The sequence below is a fragment of the Vibrio diazotrophicus genome (assembly GCF_038452265.1).
Taxonomy (GTDB): Bacteria; Pseudomonadota; Gammaproteobacteria; order Enterobacterales; family Vibrionaceae; genus Vibrio; species Vibrio diazotrophicus.
The window spans coordinates 262,087-287,081 of record NZ_CP151842.1; the positions used below are offsets into that span (position 1 = coordinate 262,087).

A 24,995-nucleotide genomic window follows, 5' to 3' on the forward strand; every position below is an offset into this window, starting at 1 on the left:
ACAATGGCATTATGGGGCGGAAGATTTACCCAGGCAGCAGATACGAGATTCAAAGAGTTTAATGATTCATTGCGCTTTGACTACCGATTGGCTGAGCAAGACATTGTGGGTTCTATTGCGTGGTCGAAAGCTCTTCTTTCTGTCAATGTTCTGAGTGAAGACGAACAGCAAAAACTTGAGTTGGCATTGAATGAACTCAAGCTTGAAGTGATGGAAGACCCTGAGCAGATTTTGCGTTCAGATGCTGAAGATATCCACTCATGGGTAGAGCAGCAGCTGATCGGTAAAGTTGGTGACTTAGGTAAAAAGCTTCATACTGGCCGTTCACGTAACGACCAAGTAGCGACTGACCTGAAACTTTGGTGCCGTCAGCAAGGTCAACAACTGCTTATCGCACTTGATCGTTTACAAAGCAAAATGGTTGCAGTAGCAAGAGAACATCAAGGCACCGTGCTTCCTGGTTATACCCACTTGCAACGTGCTCAGCCTGTGACTTTTGCTCACTGGTGTCTAGCTTATGTTGAGATGTTTGAGCGTGATTATTCACGTGTGAGTGATGCAATTAAGCGTCTTGATACTTGTCCGCTAGGCTCTGGTGCTCTTGCTGGTACAGCGTATCCAATGGATCGTGAAAAGCTGGCTCATAACCTTGGCTTCCGTCGCGCGACTCGTAACTCACTGGATTCCGTTTCAGACCGCGATCACGTGATGGAGTTAATGTCTGTTGCGTCTATCTCAATGCTGCACCTTTCTCGTCTGGCTGAAGATATGATTTTCTACAACTCAGGTGAGTCTGGTTTCATTGAGTTGGCGGATACTGTGACTTCAGGTTCATCACTGATGCCACAGAAGAAAAACCCAGATGCGCTTGAACTTATCCGTGGTAAAACTGGCCGTGTTTACGGTTCGTTAGCGGGCATGATGATGACGGTTAAAGCGCTACCTTTGGCATACAACAAAGATATGCAAGAAGACAAAGAAGGTCTGTTTGACGCTTTGGATACTTGGAACGATTGTATGGAAATGGCTGCGCTATGTTTTGAAGGCATCAAAGTGAACGGTGAACGTACATTGGAAGCGGCAAAACAAGGCTATGCAAACTCAACCGAGCTAGCGGATTACCTAGTAGCGAAAGGCATTCCATTCCGTGAAGCGCACCATATCGTGGGTGTCACTGTGGTTGCTGCCATTGCAAAAGGCTGCGCGTTGGAAGAGTTAACGCTAGAAGAGCTGAAAGCCTTCTCGCCAGTGATTGAAGACGATGTGTATGCGATTCTAACCATTGAGTCTTGTCTAGAGAAACGTAGTGCTCTGGGTGGCGTAGCGCCTCATCAGGTCGCTTATGCGGTCGAGCAAGCAGAGTCGCGTTTATCTAAACGAGATGCCACATCTGTTAAGGTGCGTCCTGCTCGTCTAACAGACATCGAAGCATTAGAGGGCATGGTAACTTACTGGGCGAATATGGGTGAAAACCTACCGCGTTCTCGTAATGAAATCGTGCGCGACATTGGTTCATTTGCTGTGGCGGAACATAATGGCGAAATCACAGGCTGTGCTTCTCTGTATGTCTATGACTCTGGTTTAGCTGAAATTCGTTCACTCGGCGTTGAAGCGGGCTGGCAAGGTCAAGGGCAAGGTACGGCGATTGTTCAATATCTAGTGAGTAAAGCGCGCCAAATGGCGATCAAGAAAGTATTCGTTCTGACTCGTACTCCTGAGTTCTTTATGAAGCTAGACTTTATTCCAACGTCAAAAACTTTATTGCCTGAGAAAGTTCTTAAAGATTGCGAGAAATGTCCTCGTCAGCATGCTTGTGATGAAGTTGCGCTTGAAGTGAATGTTTCAGAGCAGCTTATTACTAAGATGAAAGTTGCATAAGCTATTGAATCCTAAGTCCGGAAAATAAGATCGAAAAAGATCAAAATTTTCCGGAACCAATCAGAAAAAGCACGGTCTACTTTAATACCACTGCTTTTTCTTAGAAGAATCTAAGAGAGCCCTAAAACAATTATTGATTTTAGGGCTTTTTCTTTTTCTAGAAGCGCCATTTTCTCCTCCGTCACTTTTTTCCTCCGCCGCGATGCCGTGACGAATTAATGTTTCTTCAAGAGTGTTTAATCATCTTTCCCCTGTCGTTTTCGCCAAGGAAGAATGACGAATTTCATCCATAAGTGAAGAAAAAGCAAAGCGTTAAAGGCAAAGCCTGCGATCATCAGTGCGATAGATTCAATACTGCGTGGATTTTGCTTAAAGAAGAAAAACCATATCACCCAGCATAGTACGGACAAAACGGTGAGCTGATCCATACAGCGCTGGCATTTACCTATCTTCTTCCAAAACCAATTTTGTTGGCAGTTATTGCAAGCCATCTCTCTTACCTTAAAGAAATCATCGTATCGGGTTTAACCTCATTATCGTCATATAGATTAAATTAGTCACAAAATCTTTGATAGACCCAATCAGTTGATGTTATGGTTTTGATAGTTCAATTCTATCGGGGTGAATAATGAATATTCGGGACTTTGAATATTTGGTTTCGTTGGCTGAGCACAAGCATTTTCGTAAAGCAGCGGAAGCGTGTTTTGTCAGTCAGCCAACACTAAGTGGTCAGATTCGTAAATTAGAAGATGAACTGGGCACGGTTTTACTGGAACGAAGCAGTCGACGGGTACTTTTTACTGAGTCTGGTCTGCAATTGGTTGATCAGGCAAAACGCATCTTAAGTGAAGTAAAAACTTTCAAGGACATGGCGAGTAAGCAGACGGGCGCAATGACGGGGCCGATGCATATTGGCTTTATTCCGACTCTTGGTCCTTATTTGTTGCCTAGGATTGTGCCATCTCTGAAAGAGCATTTCCCTGAACTGGAGCTTTTTCTGCACGAAGCTCAAACTCACCAGCTTGTGCAGCAGTTGGAAGATGGTAAGTTGGACTGTTTAGTTCTGGCTGCAGTGGATGAAACCGCTCAGTTTAAAGAGATTGAAGTTTATGACGAACCAATGAGCATCGCTGTTCCATGTGATCATCCTTGGGCGGTTCGCGATGAAGTCGACATGTTAGACCTTAACGGTAAGACAGTGTTAGCGCTTGGTGATGGACACTGCCTGCGAGATCAGGCATTAGGTTTCTGTTTTGCAGCGGGCGCAAAAGATGATGTTCGCTTTAAAGCCACCAGTTTAGAAACGCTGCGCAATATGGTCGCCGCAGGAGCAGGAATTACCTTGCTGCCGAAGCTTTCTCTGCCTAAAGAAAAGGTCAAAGACGGTGTTTGCTATATAAAAGCGGTAAACCCTGAGCCTTCACGTCGGCTTGTGGTGGCCTACCGACCGGGTTCACCTTTGCGTCAGCGCTTTGAAACTCTAGCTAAGTTGATGAAAGAAACTTTAGAAGCTCAAGCCTGACAAGAATAACGTGCATAAAAAAGAGGCTGTTAAGCCTCTTTTATGTCTTGTGCGGCAGAGTTGTCTAGAACAACTCGTCGCCACCGCTATTTGAGTAAATATCACCAGATAGGCTTTCTTGAACGTACTCTTTTGGTTCCGTACCTTTCAAGAAATACTCGAACATTGAGGTCTCATCCTGTTTGTTCGTCAGTAAGCCTGTATCGCGGTCAATACGCACGCGAACAATGTTGTTTGGCAAAGCTTTCTCTTGTTCTGCTACACCTTCAAGTGCTTGGCTCATAAACTCAATCCATGCTGGTTGAGCCGTTTTTGCACCCGCTTCAGCGCCTGCCACATCATCTTCGATATTTGGATTTGGTATTGTCTTACCTAGGTTTCGGCTGTGTTCATCAAAACCTACCCAAGCAATCGCAACAATGCCCGGAGCATAACCGTTGTACCAAGCATCTTTAGAGTCGTTGGTTGTACCTGTTTTACCGCCGATATCTCTGCGCTTAAGGGCTTGAGCACGCCAACCTGTGCCGTTCCAACCTGTTTTCTCAGCCCAGTTACCGCCACCCCAAATGTTGCTGTACATCATTTCGCGAACAAGGAATGCAGTTTGTTCGGAGATAACTTGTTTAGCAATGTGAGTTTCAGCGTCTTGCTCATCAAACTCGTTTGTAGCTTTTGGACAGTTTTGACGACAAACAATCGTAGGCTCGGCTTCAAATTCTAATTCACCGTATGGGCCTTCTACTTTTTGAATGTAGTATGGCTCAACATAGTAACCACCATTGGCAAATACCGAATAACCTTGCGCCATTTTTACTGGCGTTAAACTGCCTGCACCAAGCGCAATAGTCTCAGATTTTGGTAGTTGGTCGATATCAAAACCAAAGCGAGTTAGGTATTGGCGAGTATCTTCCAAGCCTACTTCACGCAATACGCGAACGGCCATTACGTTCTTAGATTGCGCCAAACCGATACGTACACGCGTTGGACCTGTGTATGTTGGTGGTGAGTTCTTAGGACGCCATGCTGTGCCTTGGCTTTCGTCCCATTGGTTAATCGGCGCATCGTTGATGAGTGTTGCCAGTGTTAATCCTTTATCTATAGCTGCGGCATAGATAAACGGCTTAATACTTGAACCCACTTGGCGTACCGATTGAGTCGCGCGGTTGAACTTGTTGTGAACAAAGTTAAAACCACCGACAAGCGCTTCTATCGAACCGTTTTCTGGATCCATAGCAACAAAAGCCGTGTTGGCATTCGGAACTTGGCTTAACTGCCAAACCGGATTTTCGGACTCATCTTCAGAGACTTTACGTACCCAGATTTGTTCACCAGCTGTTAGGATTTCTTTGGTACTGGTTGGAAGAGGACCTTGGCGATCGTCAGTAACAAAGCGACGAGCCCAGTTCATGTTATTCCAATCGATAGTGAATTCACCTTGGTTCTTAACCCAAACTGTCGCTGATTTTGCTTCAGTGCTCAGAACAACCGCTGGAGAAAGTTCACCATAAGTCGGTTCGTTTTTAAGATGTTCAACAATTTGTTCTTCAGTCCAAACCGCTTGACCAGATTTCCACAACTCTTTTTCTGCTCCACGGTAGCCGTGGCGTTCATCGTAGGCAATCAGGTTATGAATTGCGGCCAAGTTCGCCGCCTGTTGGCGTTTAGAATCTACCGTGGTGTAAATATTCATACCTGAGGTATAAGCATCTTCGCCGTAGCGTTCAATCATCCACGCACGTGCAATCTCTGCCACATAAGGAGCGTTAAGTTCGATCTCTGCGCCGTGATAGTTGGTTGGCAGAATCTCGGCACGAGCTTGTTCATACTGTTCTTGAGTGATGTACTTTTCAGAAAGCATACGAGCCAGAACCACATTACGGCGGTTGGTTGCGCGCTCTAAAGAGTAGATAGGGTTCATCGTTGATGGTGCCTTTGGCAGACCTGCGATAAGCGCGATTTCACCTAAGCTTAAATCTTTTACTTCTTTGCCGAAGTAAGACTGCGCGGCCGCCCCAACACCGTATGAACGGTAGCCCAAGTAGATTTTGTTCAGATATAGCTCAAGAATTTCTTCTTTTGATAACAGCTGTTCAATATGGATTGCGATAAAAATCTCTTTGATTTTACGCATAATTTTCTTCTCGTTAGACAAGAAGAAGTTACGAGCCAACTGTTGGGTGATAGTACTTGCACCTTGAGATGCACTACCTGATGCAACAACCGCAAATGCGGCGCGGGTAATACCAATTGGGTCAAAACCGTAATGGTCATAGAAACGAGAGTCTTCGGTCGCAATGATCGCCTCAATCAGCTCTTTTGGCATCTCTTCCAGTTTAAGAGGAATACGACGCTTCTCACCGAACTGAGCGATGAGCTTGCCATCTTTACTAAAGACTTGCATTGGCGTTTGCAGCTTAACGTCACGCAAAGTAGCGACATCAGGCAACTCTGGTTTTACATATAAATAGAAACCAAAAATTGTACTGACTCCAAGAGCTGTGCAAATCAATGAAAAAATTATTAAACGCTTTATGAACTTCACCGGAGAATCCCTGTTTAGTAGAGGCTGCCTTAATGCAAACCCTAGTACTCTAAGCTAAAAATTTAGCTCTCAAAAGTAGTTACCGCTTATTTCCCATTTAATAGGCGTAATGAGCGGAGCTTTCTTATTGGAGTAGAGCTATATGGTTCAATCATTAGTTATGGGTGTCGATATCGGCCACCATAGTATTAAAGCAGTGGTCCTAAAACCTGCAGGCAGTAAGTATACGCTGTTAGGTTATAAGGAAATACGAATTGCTGACGATATTTTCGCTGATAACCATGCCTTGGTTTATCAGAAAATTGTAAAGAAACTCAAAGAACTAAAAAAGGGTTTACCTTTATTTAGTCGAAAAGTTGTTATTGCCATCCCCGATAACACCGTAATTAGTAAAGTATTACAAATAGATAGTGAGCTTGAACCTAATGAACGCGAGTTCGCTATTCATCAAGCGTTTTCTCATCAATCTCCTTACCTGATGGAAGAGGTCAGTCTGGATTTTATTCCAGTCATAAAGCATCCATCGCCTGAAACAAAGACTAGCCAAAATAATATAGCAGCCTACCAAGTGTATGCCACTAAGCGAGACGTTGTAGAGAGCCGTACAGTGGCTTTGGAAAAAGCGGGTTTTAAGCCGATTCTGGCTGAAGTGCAAACCCATGCTTTAGTTCAGTTGTGGCAACTGTTCAGCAAAACTTATGCACGCACTGATTGGTTGCTGGTGGATGTCGGTCATACCCAAACCACCTTGTGCTTAGATTTTGCCAATAAAGCACCTTTTTATAAGCAGATTTCAGAAGGTGTTTCTCAGGTATCGACTCAATCAGAAAATGAAGATTCTGTAGTAATAAAAGACAACGTCAATGAGCTGGTGGAGAAGATCGCCAAGCAAATTCAGTTGTTCATATCGGTGAACGGTGCGGCAAGTCTTACCGGAATCTGGTTAACCGGTGGTGGGGCAAATATCGACGCGATACAAAGCGCGTTGACAGAGAAGGTCGATCTCATGTGCGGCGTGTTAGACCCATTTAGCGTATTCCATGACAAAGCGAGCAAGCGTTACCGTTCTGAATTGCCTGTAGCGGCTTTTGCCACAGCGGCAGGACTTGCCGCACGCGGCATCAATTGGTTGGAGGTTGAACATGCTGCATAGCATTAACCTTCTTCCGTGGCGAGAGGCTCAAAAGAAAGCTCACAGGCAGCAATTTATTCATATCTCTTTACTGGCGGTTGGTCTCGCTGTCGGTATGCAATGGGCTGCGGGATGGTATATCGATGATCAAGTGACTCAAGAGAGAGATCGTGTTGAGTTTTTAAATCAGCACATCGCCGAACTGGATAGACAAATCAATTCACTCAAGCAAGTTGAAAAAGAGTATCAGGACCTGATGGTTCGTTTCGATATGGTTGAGTCACTGCAGAAAAAGCGTAACAAAACCACTCAGTTTATGGATCACATTCCCCGACTCATTCCAGAGGGTGTGTACGTAGACCAAATGAGCATGAATGGTCACAACATTGAGCTTCGGGGTATCAGTGACAGCACTGCACGACTTGCGACTATGTTGGATCTGTTGGAGAACTCTTCTTATATCTCGGATGTTGAAATGCATTCTATCGTGTCTGGCAGCCATCGGTTTGGCAAGCAATTTCAGAGCTTTCAAGTGTCGTTTTCGTTCCATATGGAAGCAAGTGACGCAGCACCTTTAAAGGAGGTGACGAATGGGTGATTTTAAAAACCTAGAGCTTGACGAAATATTGGATTGGCCACGATTGCCACAGCTCGTGGTGTTGCTACTTGTCGTGGTGCTGATTCAAGGTGCGGGATATTGGTTTTATCTTTTGCCCAAGCAAGAGCATTTGAGCGCGCTCATTGAAGAAGAACAAACGCTAAAGTCCACCATTCGAATTAAAGCGCATAAAGCTGCAACTCTGCCGCAACTCAAAGCTCAACTCGATGAACTCTCAGAACGTTATGACTATTTGTTACAGCAACTACCCGAGCAGAAAGAGCTGGCCAGTATGTTGGCGGCGGTGAATGAGTTGGGCATCAAACATCAACTGAGTTTCAATCGGATGGATTGGGGTGAAAAAGAACAACAAGCATTTTTATATCGCCTGCCTTTGAATCTTGAACTGACAGGTGAATATCACCATATTGGCCAGTTTTCACAAGCGATTGCACAGTTGCCAAGGATTATCTATTTCGAGCACGTAGACTTTCAGCGAGCCAGTCAAGACAGTCAGAAATTGAGCGTCAATGTACGAGCCTTTACCTATCAGTATCAGCCGGATTCGCTAACCTCAGGAGGTCAACAATGAAGAGTAAATCCTGTTGTTGGATCTTGATATGTATCGGATTGATGGGGTGTCAGGCGAATGAAGATTCACTTTCAGATTATATCGAGCAAGTCACGCTTCAAGCGCGAAAGGAGATCGTTCCACGGCAACCAATCGTACCTTTTGAAGCCTTTTTATACGTGAATACCAATGCAAGAGAGCCTTTCGGTCTTCCAAGAGAAGCGGTGATTCAAAATCAACCCAAGGCGAAAAAAGATTGTTGGCAACCTGCGCTGCGTAAGCAAAAGGATCCTTTAGAAAGCTTTGCGCTAAGCCAATTGAAGTTTAAAGGCGTAATGAGTAATGGCAAAAGTACGTCAGCACTGATTCAGACTCCAGAAGGAAAGCTGGCTTATGTAGCAAAGGGACAATACATCGGCATCAATCATGGAAAAGTGTATGAGGTCACCAAGCAATACTTGTTAATCAAAGAGACTTTGCCAGATGGCTTAGGGTGTTGGAATCAGCGCAGCATCAAGCTGGCTCTGAAGTAGATTGTGGAGAAAACGATCATGAATAAATGGCTTCAAATAGGGCTTCTAGCTCTCAGGCGTGTGTTGGTAACCACCAGTCTTTGTCTTATTGCACCTGTGGTACTAGCAAATGGCGATAATGCGATTCCAAACCAACTCAACAATATTGATTTCAAAATTAATGCAGATAAAGCGGCGGTCATCATCATTGAGCTAGCCTCTGCATCGTCAGTTGTGGATGTCTCAAAAAACGACAAAGGTTTAAATGTTGAGCTAATCAATACACAAATTTCAGACGATAAATTGTTTGTTCTGGATGTCTCTGATTTCGCTACTGTTGTAGAGACGATTGAAGTATTTCGTCAGCAACCAAATGGTCTTCTTGAGGTGAAAGTGAAAGGGGATTATCAATACGACTACCAGCTAAATAAGAATGTATTAGAGGTGGTGATCCGCAAGTCTGAGCCACAACCTAAACAAGAGCAGAAAGCTTTGTTAGAACAAGACAACAAGCCAATCTCGTTTAATTTTCAAGATATCCCGGTTCGCAATGTATTACAGCTCATTGCGGACTATAACGGCTTTAACCTCGTGGTTTCTGATTCGGTAACAGGCAATATGACACTGCGCTTGGATGGTGTGCCTTGGCAAAAAGCACTCAATATCATTCTTGAAGCGCGAGGTTTGGACAAACGAATTGATGGTAATGTCATTTTGGTGGCACCAAAGAGCGAGCTTGACTTGCGTGAGCAACAAGAACTTGAGAAGGCGCGAATGGAAGAAGCGTTGGGCGATTTACAGTCCGATATCATTAAAATTAGCTTTGCCAAAGCCTCAGATATCGCCGAGATGATTAATGGCGAAGGAACGCTAAGTATGCTTTCTGAAAGAGGTTCAATCAGTATTGACGAAAGAACTAATGCACTATTGATTCGTGAATTACCAGAGAATATTAGCGTGATTCGAGACATCGTAAAGTCTTTGGATGTGCCAGTGAAACAAGTTCAGATTGAAGCCCGAATCGTGACGGTCAATGAAGGTGACCTAGAAGAACTTGGGGTTCGCTGGGGATTCACGTCAACTAATGGCAGTCATACATCCGGAGGAAGTATTGAAAGTAATCTGTTTGTCTCGGATCTGTATGAATCTGGCGGTGAAGGAGGTGATAGCGGGAAAGGTATGGTTCCGCTAGACGATTTTCTGAATGTAAATTTAGCCGCGACTACTGCGGGCGCATCAAGCATTGCTTTCCAAATCGCTAAGTTGGGTGCAGATACACTGTTGGATTTGGAGCTTTCTGCGTTGCAAAGAGAGTCTAAAGCCGAAATTATTTCCAGCCCGAGACTGATCACTACCAATAAGAAGCCTGCATATATCGAGCAAGGTACGGAATTACCTTATTTAGAAGCCTCTTCCAGCGGTGCGACCACCGTTTCATTTCGTAAGGCGGTGTTGAGCTTAATGGTAACGCCACAAATAACACCCGATAACCGTTTGGTTCTCGACCTCAGTGTGACTCAAGACCGTGTAGGAGATGTCGTAAAAACAGGTACAGGTGAAGCGGTTGCGATTAATACTCAGAGAATCGGTACCCAAGTATTGGTCAACAATGGTGAAACAGTCGTATTGGGTGGTATTTTTCAGCACAGTCTAACCAGCTCGGTTGAGAAAGTGCCTTTATTAGGTGATCTTCCGCTATTAGGTGCTTTATTCCGTCGAAGCTACGAAAAAATGGGCAAAAGTGAACTACTAATATTCGTTACGCCTAAGGTGGTTATTCAATAACTTATCGCCTTTATTCATTATCAAAGAAAATTAAAGTTGCATTAGTGCCACCAGATCTAGATAATTTCGGGTCTTATCACGAAATATCTGTGAGGAATAGGTGCCACAAGCATTCCTATCGTTGACTTATGTCCGGCGAATTTTGTGGCGATGTCATTGAATTAACGTTGTAAATTACTGCTAAACATGGCTGAGAAACGCAATATTTTTCTTGTCGGTCCTATGGGCGCCGGCAAAAGTACAATTGGTCGACACCTAGCTCAACAACTGCATATGGAGTTTTTAGACTCTGATACAGTGATCGAAGAGCGCACTGGTGCAGATATCGCATGGGTATTTGATGTTGAAGGTGAAGAAGGTTTCCGCAAGCGCGAAGAAACTGTGATTAACGATCTCACCGAACAGCAAGGTATCGTTTTAGCGACGGGTGGTGGCTCAGTATTGAGCAAAGAAAACCGTAACCGCCTATCTGCACGTGGTATTGTCGTATATTTAGAAACCACCATTGAAAAGCAACTTGCTCGCACAAACCGCGACAAAAAGCGTCCTTTGCTACAAACGGATAGCCCGCGAGAAGTTTTAGAAAGTCTCGCTGATGATCGTAACCCACTGTATGAAGAAATCGCGGATATTACCGTGCGTACAGATGATCAAAGTGCAAAAGTGGTAGCCAACCAGATCGTAAAAATGCTAGAAGAACATTAATTTGTTTTTTTTATTGGAGTGCAGACCATGGAACGGATCACGGTCAGCTTAGGTGAACGTAGCTACCCAATCTCAATTGGTGCCGGATTATTTAATGATCCGGCTCTTCTTTCTCTTTCCCCAAAACAAAAAGTCGTTGTCATCACTAACCATACAGTGGCGCCATTGTATGCAGATAAGATCACAGCGTTACTCGACCAGAAAGGTTGTATCAGTTCTGTCTTAGAGCTGCCTGACGGTGAAAAATACAAAACCTTAGAAACATTCAATACGGTTTTGAGCTTCCTGCTTGAGCATAATCACAGCCGAGATGTTGTAATTATTGCGTTGGGTGGTGGTGTTATTGGCGACCTTGTTGGTTTTGCTGCGTCTTGTTACCAGCGTGGTGTCGATTTTATTCAGATACCGACGACCTTGCTTTCTCAAGTGGACTCTTCTGTTGGTGGTAAAACCGCAGTTAACCATCCTCTGGGTAAAAACATGATCGGTGCGTTTTACCAACCGAAAGCGGTCATCATCGATACAAACTGTCTTGCCACTCTTCCTGAGCGAGAATTCGCCGCAGGCATGGCTGAAGTGATCAAGTATGGTATCATCTACGACGAAGCTTTTTTCGTTTGGTTAGAACAACATATGGATGAACTCTATGCGTTGGATGAGCAAGCTCTGACGTATGCGATTGCTCGTTGTTGCCAGATTAAAGCAGAAGTTGTTGCTCAAGATGAAAAAGAGTCAGGCATTCGTGCATTGTTGAATTTAGGTCATACATTCGGTCACGCGATTGAAGCGGAACTGGGTTATGGCAACTGGTTACATGGCGAGGCAGTTTCTGCTGGCACCATGATGGCGGCGAAAACTGCCCAACTACAAGGTTTAATTACCGAACAACAAGTTGAGCGAATCCTATCTATATTTAAAAGAGCAAAATTACCGGTACATACCCCAGAAAGTATGTCTTTCGATGACTTCATGAAACATATGATGCGCGATAAGAAAGTACTAGCGGGTGAGTTACGTTTGGTATTACCAACCAGCATTGGTACTTCTGACGTAGTGAAAGGCGTGCCGGAAACCATTATTGAGCAGGCGATAGATTATTGCCGCACCCTATAGCGGGGTGCTTACTTCAGGGTAATGCTGTTTTCCTTTAGGATGAACGATGAATTTGGCACATGTACTGGAGTTAGATTCTCAGACCGAGTTACTGGAGCGTTTGCAGCTTCTTACTCGTTTTAGCTCAAATTTAATCAATGTTTGTGGTAGCCAAGGTGCAGGTAAATCTTGGCTGGCACAGCGTTACCTTGAAGCGTGGGCAAATGACAAGAATCAGTCTTTGCTCATGTGTCATCCTAATCAAGACGACGAACAACGCCGTACCACCATTCTCTCTCAGCTTAGCTCTGAATCTCTGTTCAATCCCAAAGACTCTCTAGTCGAAAGTTTTTCACACCTGTTCGATCAGACGCAATGCGACATTGTGGTTGTGATTGATGATGCGCACTTGTTGTCTGAGACGTTGGTCTCTGAATTGTGGATGTGGATCTTAGAATCTCAAACCAATCCATTATGGACAGTGAACGTAGTATTATTCGCTCAGTCTACCGGTTTAGACGCCGTCCTAACGCGTTTAAGCTACGGACAGGAACACAAACCAGTTGATTTAGAAGTTGAACTTTTAAGCCGGGATGAAGCAGATCGCTTGTTTGAACAACGAGTTATGCGTTATGTTGATGATGAACATGAACGCCGCGTAAGAGCTGCTTATAAAAAAGTGAAAAACTTACCGGGAGAAATTATGGCGCTGGGAGAACAGAAAATGGAAAAACGTATTGTGATTCGTTCAATCATTGGCTCGCCAATGAAAGCCGCGCTACTGGTACTGGCACTGATTCTATTGATTGGTGGTGGTTACTGGTGGTGGTTATCACAACCTTCCCCAGACGACAAAGCGCAGCAACTGACACTGACAAAAGAACAAACGGTTATTCCAACGTTGAATGAAGAAAATCAGACGGTGGACACGAACAACGAAGCCGACAGTAACTTGTCTAGTCTAACAAGTAATGGTGCTACTGATGATTCTGGTGCGCTTCCTCCAGATGTTGTTGAGGATAAACAGGGCGTGGGTATGTCTGATGACGAACAACAACGCGTTGTCATCACGTCTGATGTCGTTGATGCGCTGCTAGAAGGCAAACCAGAAAACGTTGATACTTCGAAGATTGATAATCTAGTGGAAGAAAGTGCGGTTCCTCAAACGTTTGGATCTCAAACCACTGAAACATCTACACCAGCACAGACGGTAGATATTGAACAGCCTAAACAAGTTGAGACTCAAGTCGCACCAGCGGCAGAGAATCCACCTGAAGTGAAAATTACCTTCTCGTTTGCACGTGAAGAGTTAAAAGCGATGTCTCCTCGTAGCTATACCTTGCAATTGGCTGCGGTAAATTCGCTTCCTGATGCGCAGCGCTTTATCAATCAGTATCAGCTACAAGGCAAAGTCAATGTTTACCCGACATTAAGAAATAATGTGGAATGGTACATCATTACTTATAGCAACTATCCAACTATCCAGTTGGCAAGAGATGCGGTGGAAACCTTGTCGAAACCTTTGCAACAACTTGGTCCTTGGGCAAAATCTTTAAGCCAAGTGCATAGAGAGATAGATCGTGCGAAATAAACCTGAGCTCACTGATAAAATGTGTTACATTTCGCAGCCTTATTTTTGTGGTAAAGAATTAGAGCAGTAGATGAAAAAGCAGCGTGCCTTTCTGAAATGGGCTGGTGGTAAATATGGCCTAGTCGAAGACATCCAACGCCACTTACCATCTGCTGAAGAGTTGGTAGAGCCATTTGTTGGTGCAGGCTCTATATTCTTGAACACAGAGTATAAGCACTATCTGTTGGCGGATATCAACCCAGATTTGGTCAATCTCTACAATCTGTTGAAAGAGAGCCCACAGCACTATATTTCAGAAGCCAAACGTTGGTTTGTGGCTGAGAACAACCGCAAAGAGTTCTATCTCGATGTTCGTTCGCAGTTTAATCGTACTGATGATGTTTTGTATCGTTCACTGGCATTCTTATATATGAACCGCTTTGGATTTAACGGTCTTTGCCGTTACAACAAAAAAGGCGGATTCAACGTCCCATTTGGCTCGTATAAAAAACCTTATTTCCCTGAATCAGAGCTGGAATTTTTTGCTCAGAAAGCGCAGAGAGCCACCTTTATCTGTGCGGGATATGAAGAGACATTCCGTAAAGCTGCTAGTAACAGTGTGATTTACTGTGATCCACCGTATGCGCCATTATCAAACACGGCGAACTTCACCTCTTATTCGGGTGCCGGTTTTACGTTAGATGACCAAGCTGCTTTGGCGGATATCGCAGAAAAAACCGCGACAGAACGTAATATTCCAGTCTTGATTTCTAACCACGATACGATTTTGACCCGCCGTTTGTATCACGGTGCTCAGTTAAATGTGGTTAAAGTGAAGCGTACCATTAGCCGTAACGGCTCGGGACGTAACAAAGTGGATGAGCTGCTGGCTCTGTTCAAAGCGGGTTGTTAACGGTCGCAATTAGTTGTTAAAGCATGGGAAGGTTTCCTTATACGAATCTTCCCCAAGTCTCTTCCTACCATATCCCTTCTTCGATAAACGAAAAAACCTTAACGCTAGGATCTCCAGCCACCCTTAGGTAGAATGTCGCACACATTGTGTTCAGCTTGCATTCAATAAGCCTAAGAGGTCAGGTATGAAAGATTTTCTCATTGCTCCATCCATTCTTTCCGCAGATTTAGCTCGTCTGGGAGAAGACGTCGAAAAAGCGCTCGCAGCGGGTGCTGATGTTGTGCACTTTGATGTGATGGATAATCACTACGTTCCTAACCTGACTTTTGGTGCTCCGATTTGTAAAGCTCTGCGTGACTATGGCATTACCGCCCCAATCGACGTGCATTTGATGGTTAAGCCGGTCGATCGCATCATTCCTGATTTTGCTAAAGCGGGCGCATCAATGATTACTTTCCATGTGGAAGCTTCAGAGCACGTAGACCGTACACTGCAACTGATTAAAGAACACGGCTGTAAAGCGGGCGTGGTTTTAAACCCTGCGACATCGTTAAGTCACTTGGATTACCTGATGGATAAAGTAGATATGATTCTGCTTATGTCGGTAAACCCAGGTTTTGGCGGACAGTCATTCATTCCTCACACTTTGGATAAACTGCGCGCGGTACGTAAGTTGATTGATGAAAGTGGCCGTGACATTCGCCTAGAAGTGGATGGTGGCGTGAAAGTGGATAACATTCGTGAAATCGCTGAAGCAGGTGCAGATATGTTTGTTGCTGGCTCAGCTATTTTTGACCAACCAGATTACAAAGCAGTCATTGATGACATGCGCGCTGAACTGGCTCGTGTTGAAAAATAATTATTAATACAAAGAGAAAGTTAGGGAAGTAGATAGTGAACCAAATTAAGCTGATAGCTTTTGATTTAGATGGCACTTTATTAGATAGCGTTCCAGATTTAGCCGTTGCAGCTGACCAAGCAGCACAAGCGTTAGGTTACCCGGGTGTCACTGAAGTTGAAGTGAGAGATTACGTTGGCAACGGTGCTGATATTCTTATCGGCAGAACTCTGAGCCGCAGCCTGGTGATCGATCCTGAATTGGATAAAGATGTGCATGCAAAAGCTCGTGAGCTGTTTGATGATTTTTACGAAAAAACAGGGCACAAGCTAAGTCACCTTTACAGCAATGTGAAAGAGACGCTAGCCTCTCTGCATCATGCGGGTTTCACTCTGGCGTTGGTCACCAACAAACCATCAAAGTTTGTTCCTCACGTACTGGAACAACACAACATTGCTCAGTACTTTACTGATGTGATTGGTGGTGACACTTTCCCAAATAAAAAGCCTGACCCTATGGCTTTAAACTGGCTTTTGGAAAAGCACCAAGTTGATGCTAGCCAAATGCTGATGGTAGGCGACTCTAAGAACGACATTCTTGCGGCCAAAAACGCGGGTTGTGCATCGTTTGGTTTAACTTACGGTTACAACCACGGTGAGCCTATTGCGAATGCGAAGCCAGATTTTGTCGCTGATGATATTGCACAATTACTCGATATCGTTGCAGTTTCGGCATAAAAACCATTTTCTAAACTAGAAAAATACTCGTTAATGAGTACACTGCTAAATCGCGCTGAAATAATCAGGTATAGACCGAATCAGCGCATTAGATTGTTAGACCTTTATTCTTATTAGTAACAAGGAAATCATACCCATGAGCAAACCCATCGTATTGAGTGGTGTTCAGCCATCCGGCGAACTAAGTATCGGTAACTACTTGGGTGCTCTACGTCAATGGCAACAAATGCAAGATGACTATGATTGCCAATACTGCGTTGTTGATTTACATGCAATTACGGTTCGCCAAGATCCTAAAGCACTGCATGAAGCGACTCTGGACGCGTTGGCGATTTGTTTGGCAGTTGGTGTTGATCCGAAGAAGAGCACGCTTTTTGTTCAGTCTCACGTACCGGAGCATGCTCAACTTGGTTGGGTATTGAACTGTTACACCCAAATGGGTGAGCTGAGTCGTATGACTCAGTTTAAAGACAAATCAGCACGTTACGCTAATGATGTGAACGCCGGTCTATTTAATTACCCAGTGCTGATGGCTGCTGATATTCTGCTTTATGGTGCGCACCAAGTTCCTGTGGGCAGTGACCAGAAGCAACATTTAGAGTTAGCACGCGACATCGCAACGCGTTTTAACAACATCTATGCGCCAGAAGCTCCAATCTTCACAGTACCAGAGCCTTACATCCCAACGGTCAATGCACGTGTGATGAGCTTGCAGGATGCAACGAAGAAGATGTCTAAATCAGACGATAACCGTAAAAACGTAATTACTCTGCTGGAAGACCCTAAGTCGATCATCAAGAAGATCAACAAAGCACAAACCGATACAGAAACACCGCCACGTATTGCACACGATGTGCAGAACAAAGCGGGTATTTCTAACCTAATGGGTTTGTACTCTGCGGCAACAGGTAAAACTTTTGCTGAGATTGAAGCAGAGTATGCAGGTGTTGAAATGTACGGTCCGTTTAAGAAAGATGTGGGCGAAGCATTGGTTGCTATGCTTGAACCTGTACAGGCGGAATATGCCCGTATCCGTAATGATCGCGAATACTTAAACAGTGTTATGCGTGACGGCGCGGAAAAAGCATCGGCTCGTGCACTGCAAACGCTGAAAAAGGTATACGAAGCGGTTGGTTTCGTTGCGCGTCCATACTAATTTCGTGTTGTACCGATAATCGGTTTCAATATCAGAAGGCCAGCATTTGCTGGCCTTTGTTGTATCTGACGTATCTGGATTACTCTTTAGTTCGGGTAATTCCGGCAGCTTTGAGAATGTACTTCTCATAAATAGGCTCGCTGGTGCCTTTTTTCACTTTGTAGAGGAAGTATTTCTCATAGGCAATTTTGGCTATGTGAACCCATTGCCCCATTGAGGTCCAGTTGGTATTACGTGGCGGGTTCTGTGGCAGAGCAATAAACGCCGCACCTTTATCACCCATGTCTGCCAAACACAGTGCATTTAACGTAGGTTTGGTGTGCATTTCTTCGCCTCGTTCTAGGCTAAGAATGTTTTCGACAATCGCAGTGGTCATTGACTCAATCATAAAACCTGTCTTCGGCGCGCCGACTGGAACGGGGGTATCTTCCAATGGTGGAATGGCGACGCAAACACCAGCAGCAAAAATCTCCGGATAAACAGGACTACGCTGGAACTGGTCTGTAATGACGAAACCTTTCGGATTGCACAGTTCAGGAACAGCCGCTACAGCTGGAGATCCTTTAAATGGCGGTAAGAACATCGCCATGGAGAAGGGGAGGTTATGCTCGAAATCCACTTCGCCTTTACGGTTGAGTTCTTCGATATGCGCCATACCCGATTCAAATTCTTTGACCCTAGAGTTACATATCCATTTGATTCCGCGTTCACGGAACTCATGCTCCATAAGCGCTTTTGAGTCACCGACACCACCCAATCCCATATGACCAATATAAGGTTCGCTGGTCACAAAGGTAATGGGTATTTGATCTCTGACCCTGAGCTTACGCAGATGAGTTTCCAATGAAAGAATGTATTCGTATGCAGGGCCGAAGCAGCTTGCTCCTTGTAGTGCTCCGACAAGAACGGGGCCGGGATTTTTAACCAACTCTTCCAATGCCTGATGTGATTTGACGGCATGGTCGACAGTACAGATCGAATGAGTAAATCCGTTGTCTGGTCCGGCACCTGTTACGGCTTCGAATGCTAACTTGGGCCCAGTACAAATAGCCAGATAGTCATAGCTGTATTCATTACCGTCACCTGTGATTAAACGCTTTTCCTTCGGTAAGATCTCTGCAACCCCAGAGGTATTGAATGGGATATTGAATTTATCCACATAAGGTCTGAGATCGAGTACGACCTGTTCTTTTTTTCTTTCGCCTAACGCAACCCAAGGGTTTGATGGAATAAAGTGAAACTCTTCACTTTCATTAATGATCATAACCTCATGGTCTTTAGGCAGTTTTTGTCTGAGTTCATACACGATTGACATACCGCCTAATCCGGCACCGATAACTATTGTCCTTTTCATGTTCTCGTCCTTCTTATTTAAATTAGATTTGTCTAATTTAATGTTAGCTAATAAATTGGCGGGGAGAGAGGATTGTTTAAAAAATGTGCACGGAGAGCGATTATCAATGTAACAGCAGTAAACTTATTGATTGAATCTTAGCGGTGGATTCGTAGAATGCGGGGTGTTTTCATTGCAGCAGATACCTTGGCTTATGCTACTCATCATCGATAACTACGACTCTTTTACGTATAACTTGTACCAATACTTCTGCGAGCTTGGTGCGGACGTGAAAGTTGTGCGCAATGATGAGATCACCTTGCAACAGATTGAGGATTTGAACCCTTCCCATCTCGTTATTTCTCCGGGACCTTGTACACCCAATGAAGCCGGAATCTCTTTAAAAGCGATTGAATACTTTGCTGGAAAATTACCGATTCTGGGCGTGTGTCTGGGGCACCAAGCGATAGCGCAGGTATTTGGTGGAGAAGTAGTTCGTGCGCGCCAAGTGATGCACGGAAAAACTTCGCCAATTACGCACACGGGGAAAAGTGTCTTCGCCGGTTTGAATAATCCTCTCACTGTTACTCGTTATCACTCTTTGGTCGTGAAAACAGATTCTCTGCCAGAATGCCTAGAGTTAACCGCATGGACTGAACTACCAGATGGTAGTTTGGATGAAATCATGGGCTATCAACATAAGAGCTTACCGATTGATGCGGTTCAGTTTCATCCTGAGTCGATCAAGACAGAGCAGGGCCACGAGCTGCTTGCCAATTTTCTGCGTCGCTAGAGTCTTCGACTGACAAATATAACTATTTGTCGGAAGTAGGGGGCATTTCTCAGGTCTAATTACTGCATAACCACTATTTGCGAAGTAATTACCGCTGCTACAATATTTTTCTGTAGCAAATAAGTGAACTTTTCCTGACCGCGATCACTATTCTTCATTTTCCTAATATCAAAAACACGATTTGTCTTTGATGAAATTTTATTCGTGATATTTCCTCTCGATTTAGTCTGACTCCTTGTTTCTTATGGGGTTCGACTAATTATTTTGTGACGGGACAAAGAAAATACTTCATAAAAGCGATGGCTTGTTGCATAAATACTCAACGGTGGTGTCATTTATTAGTCTGAAAATGGCTGGCAAAGGATAAATCACTATTGAAATAGTTAATAATTTGTAAATACAATGCTGCATTAACTGAAATGCAATACAAAATTTCAAGCTTATACTTTTGTAGTTAGGTCGACGATCTACAAAGCATGCGGTATCAAGAAAGGGACGAACAATGACAACTGAAATTAATGTAGAACGCGGTCTGTTTGATGAGGTAATGGTACCTTGTTACAACCCGATGGAATTCATCCCGGTTAAGGGACAAGGCTCACGAGTATGGGATCAACAAGGCAATGAGTACATTGACTTTGCTGGCGGTATCGCTGTGAGTTGTTTAGGTCATTGTCACCCTGCGTTGGTTAATGCGTTGACTGAACAAGGCAACAAGCTTTGGCACTTAAGCAACGTTATGACAAATGAACCAGCACTGCGTTTGGCAAAGAAACTGACACAAGTCAGCTTTGCAGAAAAAGTGTTCTTTTCAAACTCTGGTGCAGAAGCAAACGAAGCAGCACTAAAGCTAGCTCGTCGTTATGCTGCAGATAAGTTCGGCCCAGAAAAATCTGAAATCATCGCCTTTAAACAAGGTTTCCACGGTCGTACTTTCTTTACCGTTACTGTCGGTGGTCAAGCAGCTTACTCTGATGGCTTTGGTCCAAAACCGGGAGACATTACTCACCTTGAGTACAACAACGTTGAAGCGTTGCGTGCACAGATTTCAGATCGCACTTGTGCTGTGATGATCGAGCCTCTTCAAGGTGAAGGCGGCATTGTGTCTCCAACACCTGAGTTCATTCAAACTATTCGTGAGTTGTGTGACAAGCACAATGCGCTACTGATTTTTGATGAAGTTCAAACTGGTAATGGTCGTACTGGTCACTTCTTCGCTTATCAAGGTCTAGGTATCACTCCTGATATTTTAAGCACAGCTAAGTCTCTTGGTGGTGGTTTCCCTATCGGTGCAATGCTAACCACAACTGAGCTGGCTGAGCACTTTAAGCCAGGCACTCACGGTTCTACCTACGGTGGTAACCCACTAGCATGTGCAGTAGCAGAAGCGGTAGTAGACATCATTAGCCAGCCTGAAACTCTAGCGGGTGTTATTGTGCGTGAAGCGCTATTCCGTGAAGGTTTAGAGAAAATCAATGCTAAGTACCATGTGTTCTCTGAAGTTCGTGGTAAAGGCTTACTACTTGGCGCAGCTCTAAATGAAGAGTGGCAAGGCCGTGCGCGCGACATTCTTGTTGCCGCTGGTAAACAAGGTCTGATGATCCTGATGGCAGGTGCAAACGTGGTACGTATGACTCCATCACTCATTATCGAAAAAGAAGAAATTGAAGAAGGCTTAGCGCGTTTGGATAAAGCAATCGCATCACTTATGTAAAAACTAAGCTAAAAGGCTCACATCAACTTGTGAGCCTCAAAGGGCCTAATGATTAGGCCCTAAATGCATCTGGAGGGAAGTATTGATGCTAGTTGTACGCCCAATTTCTATGTCCGATTACGACGCGTTGCACACTTGTGCTGTCGAATCTGGTCATGGTTTCACTTCATTACCGGTTAACGAAGAACTGTTAACCAACCGTATCAAACACTCTGAATACAGTTTTACTAAACCAGACGTTACTTCACCATCGGATGAAGGCTACCTGATGGTCGGTTTTGATTCAGAAACGGGTGAAGTGGCTGGGACAACGGGAATTGAAGCCGCTGTCGGTTGGGATGTTCCGTTTTATTCTTATCACATCAGCACCATAGTGCATTCATCACCAAAGCTGAATGTAAACAATGTGGTTAAGTTGCTGACTTTTGGCAATAACTACACTGGTTGTTCGGAAATCTGCACACTGTTTTTACGCCCAGAATTTCGTCAAGGTCTAAACGGCAGACTGATGTCTAAATGCCGATTCTTGATGATGGCCGAACACCCACATCGATTCTCTAAGACTATTTTCGCTGAGATGCGTGGTGTCTCCGACGAAGATGGCAATTCGCCATTCTGGCAATGGCTGCAAGAACACTTTTTCTCAATTGATTTCACCATGGCTGACTATCTGACCGGCATTGGTAAGAAAGGCTTTATTGCGGATTTGATGCCTAAACTGCCGATATATATCAATTTGCTCAGCAAAGAAGCACAGGAAGTGATTGGTCAGGTGCATGAAAAGACACGACCTGCTCTTAAATTGTTGGAGAAGGAAGGGTTTACCTGTCGCAATTATGTCGACATCTTTGATGCGGGCCCAAGTGTGGAGTGTGATATCAACAATATCGACTCGGTACGTAACTCAGTTCGAGTGAAGGTCATTATTGCTGAACACTCAAGCTCGCAAGATTTTTTAATCTGTAATACATCGTTTGAAAACTTTCGAGCGACCGCCGCAAAAGCAGCATTCAACCGTGAAAACGGCAGCGCAATTATCTCTCCAAAAGTAGCAAATGCACTGAAAGTAGATAATGGCGACTTTATTCGAATTTTGGCTCAGTAAAAGAATTTAAGGAACACATTATGACTCAGTGGATCGCAGGACAGTGGTTGGAAGGTAAAGGTGAAATGCTTTCATCTTTAAGCCCTTATAACGATGAGGTCATTTGGCAAGGTCAAAGTGCAACACAAGAGCAAGTAGAAGAAGCCGTTGCTTCTGCTCGCAATGCATTTGTTAGCTGGAAAAAACTGCCTTTCGCAGAGCGTGAAAAAGTGGTTCTCGCTTTTGCTGAAAAAATTAAGGAGAACAGCGAGCAAATTGCAGAAGTGATCGCGAAAGAAACGGGTAAACCAATTTGGGAAACTCGCACTGAAGCGGCTGCTATGGCTGGCAAAATTGCTATCTCTATTCGTGCGTACCATGACCGTACTGGTGAAACCGTGCGTGAAGCTGCGGGCAACCAAATTGTACTGCGCCACCGCCCACTGGGTGTTATGGCCGTGTTTGGTCCTTACAACTTCCCTGGCCACTTACCGAATGGGCATATTGTTCCTGCTCTTCTTGCGGGCAATACCGTTGTGTTCAAACCTTCAGAGCAAACACCATGGACGGCAGAAGTCACTATGAAGCTCTGGGAAGCAGCAGGTCTACCAGCAGGCGTTATCAACCTTGTACAAGGTGGTAAAGAAACCGGTATTGCTCTGGCTCAGTCTAAAGGTATTGATGGCCTGTTGTTTACGGGTAGCGCGAATACAGGGCACATTCTTCATCGCCAGTTTGCTGGTCAGCCAGACAAGATGCTGGCGCTAGAAATGGGTGGTAATAACCCAATGGTGATTTCTGAGAGTTTTGGTGATTTGAACGCAACGGTCTACACCATTATTCAGTCTGCATTTATCAGTGCTGGTCAACGTTGTACTTGTGCACGTCGTCTGTATGTTCCTGTTGGTGCGAAAGGCGATGAACTGGTTGCTCGCTTAGTAGAAGCGACGAAGAAGCTGCGTATGGATCAGCCATTTGCTGAGCCAGCACCATTTATGGGGCCTCAAATCTCTAAAGCGGCGGCGGACTTCATTCTTAATGCCCAAGCCAACCTACAATCTCTAGGTGGTAAGAGCCTTGTTGAAGCGCAAAGCAAAGGTGCTGCGTTCGTATCACCGGGTATCATTGATGTTACGCCAATCGCGCAACTGCCTGACGAAGAATACTTCGGCCCACTACTGCAATTGGTTCGCTACGAAACTCTAGAGCAAGCGGTTGAGCTGGCTAACGATACTCGCTTTGGTCTGTCTGCTGGCTTAGTTACAACAGAAGATACGGAGTGGGAATACTTTGTTGACCATATTCGTGCAGGTATCGTGAACCGCAACCGTCAGCTAACGGGTGCGAGTGGTGATGCTCCATTTGGTGGTCCGGGTGCTTCGGGTAACTTACGTCCAAGTGCATTCTACGCTGCGGACTACTGTGCTTACCCAATGGCGTCAATGGAAGGTTCTGCAACCGAGCTTCCTGCGACACTAAGCCCAGGTGTAGAGCTATAACAAAGTTATTCAGGCTTCATCGAAAGGTGAAGCCTGTTTGTTTAAACCTGAAAACTAATAACAACTTAAATCTATAAAAGAATAGTAACCGGCTTTAGTTAGCCTCTTTTCCAATCCAATACGTCGTGTTCATGAAGCCAAGGAGGCACTATGACGCCAGAAGTTCTGTTTCAATCATTGTGGAATGATTACATCACTCGCCTTTGTCCTTCCGCAGATAAAGTTCATAGCTTGTTAGAAGAAGATGAAGCGCTAATCAATGACCATATTGCACTACGTACTTTCAATGTTGCTCCTCTTGGTCTAGAAACGTTAGCAAAACCTTTCTTAGCCCTCGGCTACAAAGATTGTGGTGACTATGTTTTTGAAAGCAAAAAACTGGTCGCAAAACACTATGAGCATCCTGATCCGCTTCAGCCAAAAGTATTCATCAGTGAACTGAAAGTTGAAGAGTGTTCACCACAGCTTCAAGAGATTGTTGCTAAGTTGGTTGAGCAAGTAGATGCAACTAAACTTGAAGGTGATGCATTCCTTTATGGTGGTCGTTTGTGGGATATCAGTTTTGCAGATTACCAGTTGCTGGCAGAAGAAAGCGAGTACGCTTCTTGGTTGGCGGCGCATGGTTATGGGGCTAACCACTTTACGGTTAACGTAAACCAGCTCAAGGCATTTACAGAAGTAAAACAAGTGAATGACCATTTGCGTGGCGCAGGTTTTACTATCAATGAATCGGGCGGTGAAGTGAAAGGAACGCCAGAAGTATTGCTTGAGCAGTCTTCAACCATGGCAGATAAAGTTCCAGTAACATTTAGTGATGGCACTGAAACGGTTCCTGGTGGCTTCTATGAGTTTGCAAAGCGTTATCCAATGGCAAACGGAGAGCTATATACAGGATTTGTAGCTGCATCTGCAGATAAGATTTTTGAAAGTACCGATAGTAAATCTCTTGCCTAGTTAAGAGTGATCACTTACCGAGCTTTATGTGTTAGCGAATAGAGCAGAAAAAAGAAAAGCCACCAGA

22 protein-coding genes are annotated in these 24,995 nt (G+C 44.5%); 19 read left to right on the forward strand and 3 right to left on the reverse strand.

Annotated elements, in window-relative coordinates:
- The first annotated feature begins 3 nt into the window (after positions 1-3).
- Positions 4-1,878 (forward strand): argininosuccinate lyase, encoded by a 1,875-nt coding sequence (argH, locus tag AAGA51_RS01185; protein WP_042485068.1) that lies wholly within the window; start codon positions 4-6, stop codon positions 1,876-1,878.
- A 236-nt stretch (positions 1,879-2,114) separates the two neighbouring features.
- Here the strand turns inward: argH and AAGA51_RS01190 are convergent, their stop codons facing one another.
- A complete protein-coding gene (locus tag AAGA51_RS01190; RefSeq protein ID WP_042485071.1) occupies positions 2,115-2,369 on the reverse strand; it encodes a DUF3624 domain-containing protein in 255 nt (84 codons plus the stop codon).
- A gap of 137 nt (positions 2,370-2,506) precedes the next feature.
- On the opposite strand from AAGA51_RS01190, the gene oxyR reads away from it, so the two are divergent.
- Positions 2,507-3,400: a DNA-binding transcriptional regulator OxyR gene (gene oxyR / locus AAGA51_RS01195; RefSeq protein ID WP_042485075.1), complete on the forward strand. Its 894-nt coding sequence runs from the start codon at positions 2,507-2,509 to the stop codon at positions 3,398-3,400.
- A gap of 64 nt (positions 3,401-3,464) precedes the next feature.
- Here oxyR and AAGA51_RS01200 read toward each other — a convergent pair whose 3' ends face one another.
- On the reverse strand, positions 3,465-5,942 hold the full coding sequence (locus AAGA51_RS01200) for a penicillin-binding protein 1A (protein WP_042485078.1): 2,478 nt from the start codon (positions 5,940-5,942) through the stop codon (positions 3,465-3,467).
- A gap of 142 nt (positions 5,943-6,084) precedes the next feature.
- Between AAGA51_RS01200 and pilM the strand changes: the two genes are divergently transcribed.
- From pilM to trpS, 12 genes are all read left to right on the forward strand, one after another.
- On the forward strand, positions 6,085-7,095 hold the full coding sequence (gene pilM / locus AAGA51_RS01205; RefSeq protein WP_042485081.1) for a type IV pilus assembly protein PilM: 1,011 nt from the start codon (positions 6,085-6,087) through the stop codon (positions 7,093-7,095).
- A complete protein-coding gene (locus AAGA51_RS01210) occupies positions 7,085-7,672 on the forward strand; it encodes a PilN domain-containing protein (protein ID WP_042485084.1) in 588 nt (195 codons plus the stop codon). Before pilM ends, AAGA51_RS01210 begins: the two co-directional genes overlap by 11 nt.
- Positions 7,665-8,264, forward strand: coding sequence for a type 4a pilus biogenesis protein PilO (locus AAGA51_RS01215; RefSeq protein ID WP_342291518.1), 600 nt, complete (start codon positions 7,665-7,667; stop codon positions 8,262-8,264). The genes AAGA51_RS01210 and AAGA51_RS01215 overlap by 8 nt, the downstream gene beginning before the upstream one ends.
- Positions 8,261-8,776, forward strand: a complete 516-nt coding sequence (locus AAGA51_RS01220; RefSeq protein WP_042485090.1) for a pilus assembly protein PilP — start codon at positions 8,261-8,263, stop codon at positions 8,774-8,776. Before AAGA51_RS01215 ends, AAGA51_RS01220 begins: the two co-directional genes overlap by 4 nt.
- Before the next feature lie 18 nt (positions 8,777-8,794).
- Positions 8,795-10,540, forward strand: coding sequence for a type IV pilus secretin PilQ (locus AAGA51_RS01225; RefSeq protein WP_042485093.1), 1,746 nt, complete (start codon positions 8,795-8,797; stop codon positions 10,538-10,540).
- A gap of 186 nt (positions 10,541-10,726) precedes the next feature.
- The gene (aroK, locus tag AAGA51_RS01230) at positions 10,727-11,245 is read left to right on the forward strand and encodes a shikimate kinase AroK (protein ID WP_042485096.1); all 519 of its coding nucleotides are present in this window, start codon (positions 10,727-10,729) and stop codon (positions 11,243-11,245) included.
- Between the two features lie 27 nt (positions 11,246-11,272).
- Positions 11,273-12,358: a 3-dehydroquinate synthase gene (gene aroB, locus AAGA51_RS01235; protein WP_042485100.1), complete on the forward strand. Its 1,086-nt coding sequence runs from the start codon at positions 11,273-11,275 to the stop codon at positions 12,356-12,358.
- Between the two features lie 46 nt (positions 12,359-12,404).
- Complete coding sequence (locus AAGA51_RS01240; RefSeq protein ID WP_042485103.1) at positions 12,405-13,928, forward strand: AAA family ATPase; 1,524 nt, start codon at positions 12,405-12,407, stop codon at positions 13,926-13,928.
- A 70-nt stretch (positions 13,929-13,998) separates the two neighbouring features.
- Positions 13,999-14,820: a Dam family site-specific DNA-(adenine-N6)-methyltransferase gene (locus AAGA51_RS01245; protein ID WP_042485105.1), complete on the forward strand. Its 822-nt coding sequence runs from the start codon at positions 13,999-14,001 to the stop codon at positions 14,818-14,820.
- 184 nt (positions 14,821-15,004) lie between these two features.
- Complete coding sequence (gene rpe / locus AAGA51_RS01250) at positions 15,005-15,679, forward strand: ribulose-phosphate 3-epimerase (RefSeq protein WP_042485107.1); 675 nt, start codon at positions 15,005-15,007, stop codon at positions 15,677-15,679.
- 35 nt (positions 15,680-15,714) lie between these two features.
- The gene (locus AAGA51_RS01255) at positions 15,715-16,395 is read left to right on the forward strand and encodes a phosphoglycolate phosphatase (RefSeq protein WP_042485109.1); all 681 of its coding nucleotides are present in this window, start codon (positions 15,715-15,717) and stop codon (positions 16,393-16,395) included.
- Positions 16,396-16,531: 136 nt separating this feature from the next.
- Complete coding sequence (trpS, locus tag AAGA51_RS01260) at positions 16,532-17,551, forward strand: tryptophan--tRNA ligase (RefSeq protein ID WP_042485112.1); 1,020 nt, start codon at positions 16,532-16,534, stop codon at positions 17,549-17,551.
- A gap of 79 nt (positions 17,552-17,630) precedes the next feature.
- On the opposite strand, the gene AAGA51_RS01265 is transcribed toward trpS, so the two are convergent.
- A complete protein-coding gene (locus AAGA51_RS01265; RefSeq protein ID WP_042485116.1) occupies positions 17,631-18,905 on the reverse strand; it encodes an NAD(P)/FAD-dependent oxidoreductase in 1,275 nt (424 codons plus the stop codon).
- Positions 18,906-19,098: 193 nt separating this feature from the next.
- On the opposite strand from AAGA51_RS01265, the gene AAGA51_RS01270 reads away from it, so the two are divergent.
- From AAGA51_RS01270 to AAGA51_RS01290, 5 genes are all read left to right on the forward strand, one after another.
- The gene (locus AAGA51_RS01270) at positions 19,099-19,677 is read left to right on the forward strand and encodes an aminodeoxychorismate/anthranilate synthase component II (RefSeq protein ID WP_042485426.1); all 579 of its coding nucleotides are present in this window, start codon (positions 19,099-19,101) and stop codon (positions 19,675-19,677) included.
- Positions 19,678-20,179: 502 nt separating this feature from the next.
- The gene (locus tag AAGA51_RS01275) at positions 20,180-21,391 is read left to right on the forward strand and encodes an aspartate aminotransferase family protein (protein WP_042485119.1); all 1,212 of its coding nucleotides are present in this window, start codon (positions 20,180-20,182) and stop codon (positions 21,389-21,391) included.
- Positions 21,392-21,476: 85 nt separating this feature from the next.
- Positions 21,477-22,496 (forward strand): arginine N-succinyltransferase, encoded by a 1,020-nt coding sequence (astA, locus tag AAGA51_RS01280; RefSeq protein ID WP_042485122.1) that lies wholly within the window; start codon positions 21,477-21,479, stop codon positions 22,494-22,496.
- 20 nt (positions 22,497-22,516) lie between these two features.
- The gene (gene astD / locus AAGA51_RS01285) at positions 22,517-23,974 is read left to right on the forward strand and encodes a succinylglutamate-semialdehyde dehydrogenase (RefSeq protein ID WP_042485125.1); all 1,458 of its coding nucleotides are present in this window, start codon (positions 22,517-22,519) and stop codon (positions 23,972-23,974) included.
- 150 nt (positions 23,975-24,124) lie between these two features.
- Entirely contained in the window at positions 24,125-24,928 is an 804-nt protein-coding gene (locus tag AAGA51_RS01290; RefSeq protein ID WP_042485128.1) for a DUF1338 domain-containing protein, read from the forward strand.
- Positions 24,929-24,995 lie beyond the last annotated feature (67 nt).